The organism is Geodermatophilus sp. YIM 151500 (assembly GCF_025716945.1).
Lineage (GTDB): Bacteria > Actinomycetota > Actinomycetes > Mycobacteriales > Geodermatophilaceae > YIM-151500.
Window position 1 is genome coordinate 13,282 of sequence record NZ_JAOVZT010000008.1, and the last position, 12,692, is coordinate 25,973.

12 protein-coding genes are annotated in these 12,692 nt (G+C 75.3%); 6 read left to right on the top strand and 6 right to left on the bottom strand.

The annotated features are described in order from the left end of the window. Positions 1-153: 153 nt before the first annotated feature. From OF117_RS14310 to OF117_RS14320, 3 genes are all read left to right on the top strand, one after another. Positions 154-1,386, top strand: coding sequence for an NADP-dependent malic enzyme (locus OF117_RS14310; RefSeq protein ID WP_411969457.1), 1,233 nt, complete (start codon positions 154-156; stop codon positions 1,384-1,386). Positions 1,387-1,608: 222 nt separating this feature from the next. Next, positions 1,609-2,481, top strand: coding sequence for an Fpg/Nei family DNA glycosylase (locus OF117_RS14315; RefSeq protein WP_263553513.1), 873 nt, complete (start codon positions 1,609-1,611; stop codon positions 2,479-2,481). Positions 2,482-2,527: 46 nt separating this feature from the next. After that, complete coding sequence (locus OF117_RS14320; RefSeq protein ID WP_263553514.1) at positions 2,528-3,199, top strand: HAD family hydrolase; 672 nt, start codon at positions 2,528-2,530, stop codon at positions 3,197-3,199. Between the two features lie 121 nt (positions 3,200-3,320). On the opposite strand, the gene OF117_RS14325 is transcribed toward OF117_RS14320, so the two are convergent. From OF117_RS14325 to OF117_RS14345, 5 genes are all read right to left on the bottom strand, one after another. After that, on the bottom strand, positions 3,321-4,547 hold the full coding sequence (locus tag OF117_RS14325) for an MBL fold metallo-hydrolase (RefSeq protein WP_263553515.1): 1,227 nt from the start codon (positions 4,545-4,547) through the stop codon (positions 3,321-3,323). A 93-nt stretch (positions 4,548-4,640) separates the two neighbouring features. Beyond that, the gene (locus tag OF117_RS14330) at positions 4,641-5,894 is read right to left on the bottom strand and encodes a Rieske (2Fe-2S) protein (RefSeq protein ID WP_263553516.1); all 1,254 of its coding nucleotides are present in this window, start codon (positions 5,892-5,894) and stop codon (positions 4,641-4,643) included. A gap of 75 nt (positions 5,895-5,969) precedes the next feature. Next, complete coding sequence (locus tag OF117_RS14335; RefSeq protein WP_263553517.1) at positions 5,970-6,251, bottom strand: hypothetical protein; 282 nt, start codon at positions 6,249-6,251, stop codon at positions 5,970-5,972. 169 nt (positions 6,252-6,420) lie between these two features. Beyond that, complete coding sequence (locus OF117_RS14340; RefSeq protein ID WP_263553518.1) at positions 6,421-7,281, bottom strand: manganese catalase family protein; 861 nt, start codon at positions 7,279-7,281, stop codon at positions 6,421-6,423. A gap of 149 nt (positions 7,282-7,430) precedes the next feature. Beyond that, positions 7,431-8,150: a sensor histidine kinase gene (locus OF117_RS14345; protein WP_263553519.1), complete on the bottom strand. Its 720-nt coding sequence runs from the start codon at positions 8,148-8,150 to the stop codon at positions 7,431-7,433. Here OF117_RS14345 and OF117_RS14350 point away from each other — a divergent pair. Further along, on the top strand, positions 8,133-8,900 hold the full coding sequence (locus OF117_RS14350; protein WP_263553520.1) for a response regulator transcription factor: 768 nt from the start codon (positions 8,133-8,135) through the stop codon (positions 8,898-8,900). The genes OF117_RS14345 and OF117_RS14350 overlap by 18 nt on opposite strands. A 91-nt stretch (positions 8,901-8,991) precedes the next feature. Here OF117_RS14350 and OF117_RS14355 read toward each other — a convergent pair whose 3' ends face one another. After that, on the bottom strand, positions 8,992-10,290 hold the full coding sequence (locus OF117_RS14355) for an Nramp family divalent metal transporter (protein WP_263553521.1): 1,299 nt from the start codon (positions 10,288-10,290) through the stop codon (positions 8,992-8,994). A gap of 271 nt (positions 10,291-10,561) precedes the next feature. Here OF117_RS14355 and OF117_RS14360 point away from each other — a divergent pair, with 271 nt between their 5' ends. Beyond that, entirely contained in the window at positions 10,562-10,942 is a 381-nt protein-coding gene (locus tag OF117_RS14360; protein ID WP_263553522.1) for a DUF485 domain-containing protein, read from the top strand. Next, complete coding sequence (locus OF117_RS14365; RefSeq protein ID WP_263553523.1) at positions 10,939-12,576, top strand: cation acetate symporter; 1,638 nt, start codon at positions 10,939-10,941, stop codon at positions 12,574-12,576. Before OF117_RS14360 ends, OF117_RS14365 begins: the two co-directional genes overlap by 4 nt. Positions 12,577-12,692: the final 116 nt, after the last annotated feature.

Below are 12,692 nucleotides of genomic sequence, written 5' to 3' on the forward strand. Positions count from 1 at the left end.
GCCCACGCCGATCCGGCGAGCATCGGCCGGATCGCCACCGCGGTGGGCTCCGCGGGCGGCGTCGTCACGGCCATCGACGTGGTCGAGTCGCGCTCCGACGGGCTCACCGTCGACGTCACCTGCTCGGCCGCCGACGCCGCGCACTCCGAGGAGATGGTCGACGCCATGCGCGCCGTCCCCGGGGTGACCGTGCGCAAGGTCAGCGACCGCACCTTCCTGCTGCACCTCGGCGGCAAGCTCGAGGTCGCCTCGAAGGTGGCGCTCAAGACCCGTGACGACCTGTCCATGGCCTACACGCCGGGCGTGGCCCGGGTCTGCCTCGCCCTCGCCGAGAACCCCGAGGACGTGCGCCGGCTGACCATCAAGGGCAACACCGTCGCGGTGGTCACCGACGGCTCCGCCGTCCTCGGCCTCGGCGACATCGGACCGGGGGCGTCGCTGCCGGTCATGGAGGGCAAGGCCGTCCTGTTCAAGCGGTTCGCCGACATCGACGCCTGGCCCATCGCCCTCGACACCCAGGACGTCGACGAGATCGTCCGCGCGGTCGAGCTCATCGCCCCCGGGTTCGGCGGCATCAACCTCGAGGACATCGCCGCCCCGCGTTGCTTCGAGATCGAGAAGCGGCTGCGCGACAAGCTGGACATCCCCGTCTTCCACGACGACCAGCACGGGACGGCGATCGTCGTGCTCGCCGCCCTGCGCAACGCGCTGCGGGTCGTGGACAAGCAGATCACCGACGTCCGGGTGGTGGTCGCCGGCGCCGGTGCGGCCGGCACGGCGATCGTGAACCTGCTGCTGCACGCCGGCGTCGGGTCGGTGCTCGTGTGGGACCGCGAGGGCATCCTCTCGCCCGACGACGAGCGGCTCGGCCCGGCCAAGCTCGACCTGGCCCGGCGCACCAACCCCGACCGCATCCGCGGGGAGCTGCCCGACGCGCTCGACGGGGCCGACGTGTTCATCGGCGTGAGCGCGGCCAACGTGCTGCCGGTCGAGGAGCTGACGCGCATGGCGCCGGACGCCATCGTCTTCCCGATGGCCAACCCCACGCCGGACGTCGACCCGGTCGGCGCGTGGAAGCACGCCGCCGTGGTCGCCTCCGGCCGGTCGGACCTGCCGAACCAGATCAACAACGTGCTGGCGTTCCCGGGCGTGTTCCGCGGGCTGCTCGACGCGCGGGCCACCGAGATCTCCGACGGGATGCTGCTCGCCGCGGCCGACGCGCTGGCCGCCGTGGTCCGCGACGACCAGCTCAACGCCAACTACATCATCCCGTCGGTGTTCGACGCGGCCGTCGCTCCGGCGGTGGCGGCGGCCGTCGCCGACCGGGCGCGGCACGAGCCCGGCGCGACCGCGCAGGTCACCGACCTGGAGACGCTGCCGAGCTGAGTCCCGGTCGTCCTCCGGACCCGACCGGGCTGGGTCCCCGGTCGTCCTCCGGACCCGACCGCGTCGCACGAGCCGTCCCCTGCTGCGCGGAGCCGCTGCCGCCCCTCCGCGGGGGAGCCTCCGGCCCCCGCTCGTCGGGATCGGGCGTCCCCCCGCCGAGGCGGTCACGCCTGCGGGTGAGCGGGCGTCGCGGGGGCCCGCCGGCGGGGCATGATCGGCGGCGTGCCCGAATTGCCCGAGGTGGAGGCGCTGGTCGCGTTCCTCCGCGAGAACGCCGTCGGCCGGGTGGTCACCCGCGTCGATCTGGCTGCCGTGCAGGCGATCAAGACCTTCGACCCGCCGCTGTCGGCGCTGGGCGGGTTGGAGATCACCGGCGTCGGCCGGCACGGCAAGTTCCTCGACCTCGACGTCAGCGGCCTGCACCTCGTCGTCCACCTGGCCCGGGCCGGCTGGCTGCACTGGCGCACCGGCCTGCCCGCCGCGCCGCCGAAGCCGGGCAAGGGCCCCTTGGCCGTGCGGGTGCACCTCGCGCCGCTCGACGCCGACCCACCCGCCCCCGGCTTCGACCTCACCGAGCAGGGGACCCGCAAGAGCCTCGCCGTGTACCTGGTGCGCACCCCGGCCGAGGTGCCCGGCATCGCCCGGCTCGGCCCCGACGCGCTCGACGTCGACCGCGAGCGGCTCGCCGCGCTGCTGGGCTCCCGGCACGGGCAGCTCAAGGGCGCGCTCACCGACCAGACGCTGATCGCCGGCATCGGCAACGCCTACTCCGACGAGATCCTGCACACCGCGCGCATCTCGCCGTTCAAGATGGCCGACAAGCTCGGCGAGGCCGAACTGGTCCGTCTCGCCGACGCGGTGCACGCCGTCCTCACCGACGCGCTCGACCGCCAGCTCGGGCAGAAGGCCGCCACGCTCAAGGGCGAGAAGCGCTCCGGGCTGCGGGTGCACGCCCGCACCGGACTGCCCTGCCCGGTGTGCGGCGACACCGTGCGCGAGGTCAGCTTCGCCGATACGTCCCTGCAGTACTGCCCGACCTGCCAGACCGGCGGCAAGCCGCTGGCCGACCGCCGCCTGTCCAAGCTGCTGCGCTAGGTGGAGTGCGGCGGCGCGGTGTTCCTGCGCTGCCACACTCCACCGCATGGCCCTGGTGACCTTCGACCTGTTCAGCGCGCTGATCGACTCCCGCACCGGGGGCTCGGCGGTGTTCGGCCGGCTGGCCGCCGAGCGCGGGTGGGAGGTGGACGGGGAGCGGCTCTACGACGAGTGGGACCGCCGCAACAAGGCGTCGCAGCGCGACGAGCCGGAGTGGATCCCGTTCGCCGAGCACTGCCGCCGCGCGCTGGCCGTCGCCTACGCCGAGCTGCACGTCTCCGAGGACGTCGACCAGGCGGCCGCGGACGCCGCGCTGCTCAACGCCTCGGTCGGCGAGTGGCCGCTGTGGCCCGACGTCGCCGAGCAGCTGCCGGAGCTCGCGACCCGGCACCGGGTCGGCGTGCTGTCCAACGTGGACGACGCGATCTTCGCCCGCACCCGGGTCGCGCCGCTGGTCGACGACGCGCTGGTGCTCACCTCCGAGCGGCTGCACGCCTACAAGCCGGCCCCGGCGCTGTACCACCGGGCCCGCGAGCGGGCCGGCGGCGACCTGGTGCACGTGGCCACTTCCGCGCGCGACGTGCGCGGGGCGCTGGAGGCCGGCCTGCGCGTCGTGCGGCTGCGCCGGCCCGGCCACCAGCTCGACCCGACCGGTCCCGCGCCGCGGGCCGAGGCGGAGGACGTGCGCGGCGTCGAGCGGCTGCTCGCCGAGGCCTGAACCGGCAGCCTCGCCGGCCGACCGCCGCTGGTGGTGCCCGACCTCACGCTGCCGGGTGAGGTCGGGCCCCGTGCGAGGAGGTCGGTGGCAGCCGGGCCGGCCGGCCGGGCGCCGCCGCGGGTCAGCCGGCCGGGCGGCGGAGGCTGCGCCGGGACGCCGTCCGGGCGAGCAGCGCGGTGCGCATGCCGGCGTCGTCGCCGTCCGGCTGACCCTCCACGGCCGAGCCGACCGCGCTCCACCAGTCGGTAGCGGGCGGTGGGTCGAGCACGTCGACCCGCTGCCCGGGCAGCGGGACGACGACCTGCACGCCCGAGCGCTCCGCGGCGGCGCAGACCCGCTGCGCCGGCTCGGCCCAGCGGTGGAAGGCCAGGTTGAACGTCGCCCAGTGGATGGGCAGCAGCACGTCGCCACCGAGGTCGCCGTGCGCCCGCACCGCCTCCTCGGGGGTCATGTGGATGGCCGCCCACGCGTCGTTGTAGGCGCCGACCGGCAGCAGCGTCAGGTCGAACGGGCCGAGCCGGGCGCCGATCGCGGCGAAGGCGGGCGTGTAGCCCGTGTCGCCGCCGAAGAACACCCGCCGGCGCGGGCCGGCGACCACCCAGGACGACCACAGCGTCGTGTCCCGGGCGAAGAACCGCCCGGAGAAGTGCCGCGCCTCGGTGCAGGTGAGCGTGAGCCCGCCGATCCGGGTCTCGGCGTGCCAGTCGAGCTCGACGATCCGCTCGGCGGGCACCCCCCAGCCGCGCAGGTGCTCCCCGACGCCGAGCGGGACGACGAACGGCGCCGTCTGCGTGCGGACCAGCTCGCGCACCGTCGGCAGGTCGAGGTGGTCGTAGTGGTCGTGCGAGACGAGCACCGCGTCGACCTGCGGCAGCTGGTCGAGCGGGATCGGCGTCGGGTGCAGCCGGGTCGGGCCGAGCAGCGGCGACGGCGACACCCGCTCGCCCCACACCGGGTCGACCAGCACGCGCTGCCCGTCGACCTCCAGCAGGGCGGTGGCGTGGCCGAACCAGGTGACCGCCAGCTCGGCGGCGTCCGCGGGCAGCTCCGGTGCGGCAACCGGGACGGGCGCTCCCGGCAGCCCGTTGTGCCGTTCCTCGTGCACCTGTCGCAGCAGGCCCTTGCGCGGGCCGTTCTTCGGCATCGGCGGGGCGGGCAGGGCGTTGTGGAACTTCCCGTCGGACCACTGCGGCGAGCTCGCGACCGTGGGCAGCAGCCGGCGCCGGCTGGCTCCCAGCGCGGTGGGCAGGCCCCAGGTGGCCCGGACGAGCCAGCTCACCGGGGCGAGGACGGCGGTGGCGGCAGCGGCCGTGGTGACGGCGGTGCGGCGCAGGAGGGACGATGGCACGCCCTCCAGCATCCCAGGTGTCACGCCGCGGAACGGGACGGCGACGGTTCGCGCCCGCTCCGGGTGACATGCGCGGGGCGCGAGGACACCCGATCAGGTGCGCCGGGCGAACCCGGCCAGCGCCCGGCGCAGCGCGACGCCGAGGCGGTCGGGTGCCAGGTGCAGCTCGTCGCGGGGCAGGAGCGGCAGCCCGGGACTGCGCAGGTGCGCCTGCAGGTCGACGTCCGCCCGGAGCGCCGCCTGCTGCGCGGCCACCGCCCGGGCGACGTCCGCGGGCGCCGGCAGCGGCCGGCCCGGGCCGGCGGAGAGGAACAGGCAGCCGTAGACCCGGGTCGAGTCGGCGTCCTCCGGCTGCAGGACGACGACGAGCGTGCTCACGGCTCCGGTCCGCGGGTCCTCGACGCGCCGGCGCAGCTGGAAGGGCGCCCGGACGACGGTGGTCGTGCGGTACGACTCCGCGGGACCGGGCTCGCGGACGGCGGTGAAGCCCCCCGGCTCGTCCACGACCGCGCCGTCCGCGGGCGAGACGGGCGGGGGATCGCCGGACGGCGGGACGTCCGCGTGGGTCTCGTCGAGCAGGGTGTCGAGCAGCGGTGCGGCCGGGCCGGCGGCGCGTTCGGGTTGCAGGTGCGCGACGACGAAGCGCCGGTCGGTCAGTTCCGGCACGCGCAGCGGCTTGGCCGCCGGGGCCTCCGGAGCCAGCCAGACGATGCCGTACCGCTCGCCGACGTCGAAGGCCGGCGGCTCGGCGACCAGCCCGCCCTCGGTCCGGCGCAGCGCCCAGGTCCGCCCGGCCAGGCGTACCTGCGACCAGCCGCCCGGGCGCAGCTCCCGCGACAGCGCGACGGGGTGCCAGGCCCGCGCCAGCGACGGATCGAGGTTGCCGAACACCGGGCCCGCCGGCTCCGGGAGGGGCGGCGCCGGCTCGGGGCGCGGCTCGTCGGCCGGCGGCGGGGGGACGGCGACCGCCGTCCGTTCCGGTGCCAGCCACACCCATCCGTGCCGCTCCTCGACCGCCCACGGGACGGGCAGGTCGGCCCGCGGCGGCGCGACGCCGTCCGGGCCCAGTGCCGGGACGGCGACGCAGCGGCCCTCCGCGTCGAACCGCCAGCCGTGGTAGCGGCACCGCAGCCGCCCGTCGACGACGGTGCCCGCCGACAGGGGCACCAGCCGGTGCGGGCAGCGGGCGGGGAAGGCGCTCACCTCGCCGCCCGGGCGCAGGCGGACGACGACGAACGCCTGCCCACCGGCGCCGACCGGCAGCGGCGTCGTCCCGACCTCGGCGGCGCGGGCCACCGGGAACCAGCCCGCCGACCGGACGGCCGGCGGTCGTACCGATGTCGTCATGGGACCAGTGCAGCGCCGCCGGGTTGTCGGGGCGTTACGTCCGGCGAAAGGTTCCGAGACGAGGGCCCCCGCCGGTCAGGCGGGCGCGGTGCCGGTGCGGGCCGGGGCCGACGGCGGGATCGGGACGGCGTCGTCCTGGACCGGCGCCGGTCCGGGCGGCTCCGCGGGCAGCCGCAGCCACAGCCGGCCCGCGCCGAGGACGACCGGGTGCGTCCGACCCGGCCCTCGGGCCGCCCAGCGGATGGCGAGGCCCGCGAGGACCACGGCGCCCGCGAGCGCGTGGTCGGACGGGTCGCGCAGCGCCAGGCACAGCGCGGCGAGGTAGACGGTGGTGAGCAGGAGGGTGGGCAGGCGCACGGGAGCCTCCGGGCAGCGGTGGGCGCACCGGCGTCCCGGGCGGCCGGGACGCCGGTGCGGCGGGAGGACGCGGACGGTGCGGTCCGGGTGGCGGGATGACGTCGGACGGCGAGGGCGCCGGGTGGGCGGCGCCCTCTCGCGGCGCCGTGTCGCGGCGCCGCGGGAGGCCTCAGGTGAGCATGTCCTTGGCCTTCTGCAGCAGCCCGTGCGCCTCCGTCTGCGGCGTGCCGAACAGCCGCGGGTCGCCCGGCGGGAGCACCGGCGCGTCGGCGGTCGCCTCGATCGCCCGCGCGGTGAACTGGCCACGGCCGTCGGGCGCCGGCCCGGACGCCCAGCGCCCGGCCGCCGCCTCGGCGCCGTCCGAGGCCTGGATGAAGGCGTAGCTGTACTCGCTCTGCTCCTCGTCCAGCGGGAAGGCCTCGGGCACCGGGATGCCCTCCAGCCCGTCGGACTTGAGCTCCTCGATGGCCGCCAGCCACTGGTTCTGGTGCATGTGGTCGCGGGTGATGAGGAAGCGCAGCATCTCCTTGACGCCGGGGTCGTCGGTCATGTTGTACAGCCGCGAGACCTGGAGCCGGCCCTGCATCTCGGCGGTGGCGTTGTAGTGGAAATCGGCCATGAGGTTCCCGCTGGCGGTCACGTAGCCGCCGCTCCACGGCACGCCCATGCTGTCCTTGTAGTAGGCGCCGCCACCGTTGGCGATCGCGTGCTGCGGGTTCACCTGGCCGAAGCCGGCCGCGGCCTCCTTCGACCGGTCGGAGGCGTCGGGCTTGAGGGGCTGGTGGTCGAGCAGCCGGTCGATCATCGTCACGATCATCTCGACGTGCGCCAGCTCCTCGGTGCCGATGGCCAGCAGCATGTCCTTGTACTTGCCGGGCAGCCGGCAGTTCCAGCCCTGCAGCAGGTATTGGGTGGCGACGGTCATCTCGCCCCACTGGCCGCCGAGGATCTCCTGCATCCGTCGGGCGAAGGCGGGGTCGGGACCGTCGGGCTTGGCCTCGAACTGCAGGGCCTGGGTGTGGGTGAACACGGGCGCTCCTCGGAACGGGTGGCGAGCACCGCGGTCGCGGTCTCGTCACGGGGATGCCCGCCCCGGCTGGCCTCCCGGTGCCCTCCGCTGGCCCTTCGGTGCCACGTCGGGGTGCGAGCAGCGAGGTTCCTCGCTCCTCGCACTCCGCTTCAGCGGTCGGGGAGCTCGACGGTGAGGGTCAGCGCGGTGCCGTCGTCGGCCCAGACGATCCGCCCACCCAGCTCGCGCGCCTGGCGCTGCACCGACCACAGGCCCAGGCCGGTGAGGTCGACCGGTGGGCGGTCGGTGCACAGGTGGCCGACCACGCGGGCGGCGGGCACGCCGTCCTGGGTCAGGGCGAGGGTCACCCAGCCGGCGCGGCGGGAGACCGCGAGCCGGACCGGCGCACCGCCGCCGTGCCGGTGCGCGTTCTCCAGCAGGTTGACCAGGATCCGCTGCAGCCGGGCGTCACCGACGGTCACCCCGGCGGCCTCCTCGTCCAGCGCCAGCGTGAGCTGGGTGCGGGGCAGCCCGGACGCCGCGACGGAGGCGGCCACGACGTCGCCGAGCCGACGCGCGCCGGGGTGCGATGGGGCGCCCCCCGTCGCGTCCGCCGTCCGCAGCATGGACGTGAGGTGGGCCGCCTGGGCCTGCGCCAGCGACAGCAGCTCGAGCCGGCCTCCCGAGCCGCCGTGCAGCCGGCCCAGCGCGGTCTCCAGGCAGGCCAGCGAGCCGCGCATGTCGTGGCACAGCGCGCGGACCAGCGCGTCCTCGGTGCTGGGCTCGGCGGCCGCCCGCCGGCGGCGGCGCAGGTGGCTGCGGAGCACGCGCAGCAGGTCCGGCACCAGCCCCGACGGGTTCCGCTGGGACGTGTGGACGGCGAGGATCACGGGCACCTCCGGCCCGCCCGGGTCAGCAACGCCTGGGAGGTCACCGACTCCGGGGGAGACGTGGGCGGGGACGACGGCGCTGCTGCTGAACGCCGGCCGCCGGTGGACGTGGTGGTGGTCGACGACCACCCGCTGTTCGCCCGTGGCCTGTCGCTCCTCCTGCCCGAGGTCAGTCTGGGGCGGGTCCGGGTGGTCGGCACGACGGACGACGCGTCGGCCGCCGCGGCGCTGGTCCAGCGGGAGCACGCCGACGTCGCCGTGGTCGACCTGCACATGCCGCCGCCCGGGGGGACGCGGGCCATCGCGGCCATCCGCCGGGTCGAGCCGACCGTGCGGGTGGTCGCCCTGTCGGGCCTGGCCGAGCCCGACGCGGCGGTCGAGGCGCTGCGGGCGGGCGCGGCGGGGTTCCTGCCGAAGACCGCCGGCCCCGAGCAGCTGGTGCGGCCGCTGCTCGCCGTCCTCGACGGCTGGTCGGTGCTGCCCGAGGCCCTGCTGCGCCGGCTGCTCGACCGGGCGGCACCCGAGGGCGACCAGGGCGTGGTGGGGGAGCTGACCGCCGACGAGCGCCGGCTGTGGCGGTTGGTCGCCGCCGGCGCCGGCACCCTGGAGATCGCCGCCACGCTGCACGTGTCCGAGCGGACGGCGAAGCGCCTGGTGGCCGGCCTGCTCCGGCGGCTGCGGGTGGCGACGCGGGTGGAGGCGGCCGCGCTGGCCGGCCGGGTGGGGCTCGACCGGCGGCCGGCGGGCTGACCGCCGTCGGAGCCCCGTCCGTCCGCGAGATCCACGCACCCATCCGTTCCCCGCCCCGGCCCGGGAGCGGGGCGCAGATCTCGCCGGGGCATCAGCCGAGTGCCAGCCAGACGAGCAGGTGGACGTTGAGCCCGATGATCAACGCGGCGACGACCGCGCCGGCGGCGGTGGTCCGCCGGCGGTTCACCCAGCCGGCCATCAGGTCGCGACGGCCGGTCAGCCACAGCAGCGGCACCAGCGCGAACGGGATGCCGAAGGAGAGCACGACCTGCGACCAGACCAGGGCGGTCGTGGGGTCGCCGCCCAGGACGAGGACGGCCAGGGCCGGCAGGAGGGTGACCAGCCGGCGCAGCAGCACCGGGACGTTGCGGCGCAGGAAGCCGGCCATCACCACCTGGCCGGCGTGCGTGCCCACCGAGGAGGAGGCGAACCCGGAGGCGAGCAGGGCGAGGCCGAAGGCGACAGCCGCTCCGGCGCCGAGCTGCTCGCCGAGCCCCGCGTGCACGCCCTCCAGCGAGGCGGCCCGGTCGCCCTCACCGGTGAACAGCTGCGCGGCGATGACGAGCATGGCGGCGTTCACCAGGCCCGCGAGGCCCATCGCGAGCAGCACGTCGAGCCGTTGCGCGCGCAGCAGCCGCCGGCGCCCCTGCGCGGTGCGGCCGGCGGTGACCGCGTCGCCGTAACGGCCCGGGGTGAGGGCCGAGTGCACGTAGATGACGTGCGGCATGACCGTCGCACCGAGGATGCCCGTGGCGAGCACGAGGCTCTCCGGCCCGGCGAAGGAGGGCACCAGCCCGCCGGCGGCGCCGCCGACGTCGACACCCGAGCCGACCAGCGTGTAGCCGAAGCCGAGGCCGATGACCAGCAGCAGCCCGGCGATGACCCGCTCGAACGGCCGGTGCCCGCGCGACTGCGCGGCGAGCAGCGCGAAGGCGACGACCGCGGTGATCGCCCCGCCGACCGGCAGCGGCACCCCGAACAGCAGGTGCAGCGCCACGGCGCCGCCGACGATCTCCGCGAGGTCGGTGGCGATGGCCACCGCCTCGGCCTGCAGCCACAGCCCCCAGGTGACCGGGCGGGGCAGGGTCTCCCGGCACAGGGTGGCCAGGTCGCGCCCGGTGGCCAGGCCCAGCTTGGCGGTCAGCGCCTGGATCAGCATCGCCATGAGGTTGGCCGCGACGATGACCCACAGCAGGGTGTAGCCGAAGGCGGCCCCGCCCGAGAAGTTGGTCGCGAAGTTGCCCGGGTCGACGTAGGCGACCGCGGCGACGAACGCCGGTCCGAGCAGCGGCCAGATCCGTCGTCGGGGCGGCGTCCCGGTGTCCGGGAGGCGCGGGCGACCGGCGAGGGTGGTGGGCAGCAGGGCTGCCTCGGTCTTCGAGAGGTACACGGCGGCCTCGCGGCGGTCGGTCGGCAGGGACGCCGCTGATCTGCCCGCCCCCCGTGGACCACGGGGGCCGATCCCTGGCCCGGCGGGGCCAATCGCCGACGGCGGCACCCGTCGAGGTGCCGTCCCGCGCCGGCCCGACACCGCCCTCGGACGCCGCCCCGGACGCCGCCCCCGGACGCCGCTGTCGAGTGCTGTCCGCGTTCTGTTGAGCGCAACCTGCCAGGTGTTCTTACAGTGATCCCGGTCACCCGTCGACCAGGGAGGGACACCCGTGAGCGAGACACCGGACCGGCGGTTGCTGACGCCGGAGGAGTACCGCGAGGCGCAGGCCTCGCCGGAGTTCCAGGAGCTGAAGAGGCGCTTCCGCGCCTTCGCCTTCCCGATGACCGTGGCGTTCCTCGTCTGGTACCTGCTCTACGTGCTGCTGTCGACCTACGCGCCGGACTTCATGGGCACCCCGGTCTTCGGCGACGTGAACGTCGGGATCCTCTTCGGCCTGGCCCAGTTCGTGAGCACCTTCGCGATCACGCACGTCTACGTGGCGCACGCGAACAAGCGCACCGACCCGATCGCCGACGAGATGCGCGAGCGGCTCGAGCACCACGAGTACGCCCGCGGCGGCGCGGCCACCGGACGGGATGTCGCGCGATGACCGCCGTCCCCACCGCCGTGCTGGCCGCCGAGGCCACGGGCGAGACCGTCGGCACGCCCTGGGTCAACATCTCGATCTTCGGCCTGTTCGTCCTGGTGACCCTGGCCATCACCTTCCGGGCCAGCCGCAACAACAAGAGCGCCGCCGACTACTACGCCGCCGGGCGCACCATCACCGGCCAGCAGAACGGGCTGGCCATCGCCGGCGACTACCTGTCGGCCGCCTCCTTCCTCGGCATCGCCGGCGCCATCGCCGTCTACGGCTACGACGGCTTCCTCTACTCGATCGGCTTCCTCGTCGCGTGGCTCGTGGCGCTGCTGCTGGTCGCCGAGCTGATGCGCAACACGGCGCGGTACACGATGGCCGACGTCCTCGCCTTCCGGATGCGGCAGGGCCCGGTGCGCACCGCCGCGGCGATCTCCACCCTCGCGGTCTCGCTGTTCTACCTGCTGGCGCAGATGGCGGGCGCCGGCGGCCTGGTCACCCTGCTGCTCGGCGTCACCGGCGAGGCCGCCCAGGCCGTCGTCGTCGCCATCGTGGGTGCGCTGATGATCTTCTACGTGCTCGTCGGCGGCATGCGCGGCACCACCTGGGTGCAGATCATCAAGGCGTCGCTGCTCATCGCCGGGGCCTTCGTGATGACCGTCTGGGTGCTGGCCGGGTTCGGGTTCAACCTGTCGGCGCTGCTCGGCGGGGCGCAGGCGAACGCGACGGCCGGCAGCGACGTGCTGGCCCCCGGCGCCCAGTACGGCCTGTCGGGGACGACGAAGCTCGACTTCATCAGCCTGGCGATCGCGCTCGTGCTCGGCACCGCGGGCCTGCCGCACGTGCTGATGCGCTTCTACACGGTGCCGACGGCGAAGGACGCACGGAAGTCCGTGGTCTGGGCCATCTGGCTGATCGGGATCTTCTACCTGTTCAGCCTGATCATCGGCTACGGCGCCGGCGCGCTCGTCGGCGCGGAGAGCATCCTGGCCGCCCCCGGCGCGGTCAACGCGGCCGCCCCGCTGCTGGCCTTCGAACTCGGCGGCACCGTGCTGCTCGGCATCATCGCCGGCGTCGCCTTCGCCACCATCCTGGCCGTGGTGGCGGGCCTCACCATCACCGCGTCTGCGTCGTTCGCGCACGACGTCTACGCATCGGTGATCAAGAAGGGCCAGGTCTCCGGCAACGGCGAGGTGCACGTGGCCCGGATCACGGCCGTGGTCATCGGCGCGATCTCCATCGGGCTGGGCATCCTGGCGCTGCAGGCCGGGCTGAACATCGCCTTCCTGGTGGCCCTGGCCTTCGCGGTGGCGGCGTCGGCCAACCTGCCGACGATCATCTACACGCTGTTCTGGCGGCGGTTCACCACCCAGGGCGCGCTGTGGTCGATCTACGGCGGGCTCATCATCTGCGTCGGCCTGATCATCTTCTCGCCGGTGCTGTCGGGCGCGGAGACCTCGTTGTTCCCGGCGGTCGACTTCGCCTGGTTCCCGCTGCGCAACCCCGGCCTGATCTCGATCCCGGCGTCCTTCCTGCTCGGCTGGCTCGGCACCGTGGTGTCGAAGGAGCCGGTGAACGAGATGAAGCACGCCGAGCTGGAGGTGCGGGCGCTGACCGGCATCGGCGCGGAGAAGGCCGTGCACCACTGACGGAGGACCCCGTCCTCCTCACCCCTCGCACGCTCGGGGCGAGCCTCGGGACGGGGCCGACGCAGCCGCGCCTCCCGGACCGCAATGCGGTCCGCGAGGCGCGGCAGCGACGTCGC

Bases quoted from the DNA above. Each gene is read 5' to 3' on its own strand.
- OF117_RS14330 (WP_263553516.1), bottom strand. From the start codon at position 5,894: ATGACGACATCGGTACGACCGCCGGCCGTCCGGTCGGCGGGCTGGTTC.
- OF117_RS14310 (WP_411969457.1), top strand. From the start codon at position 154: ATGGTCGACGCCATGCGCGCCGTCCCCGGGGTGACCGTGCGCAAGGTC.
- OF117_RS14320 (WP_263553514.1), top strand. From the start codon at position 2,528: ATGGCCCTGGTGACCTTCGACCTGTTCAGCGCGCTGATCGACTCCCGC.
- OF117_RS14365 (WP_263553523.1), top strand. From the start codon at position 10,939: ATGACCGCCGTCCCCACCGCCGTGCTGGCCGCCGAGGCCACGGGCGAG.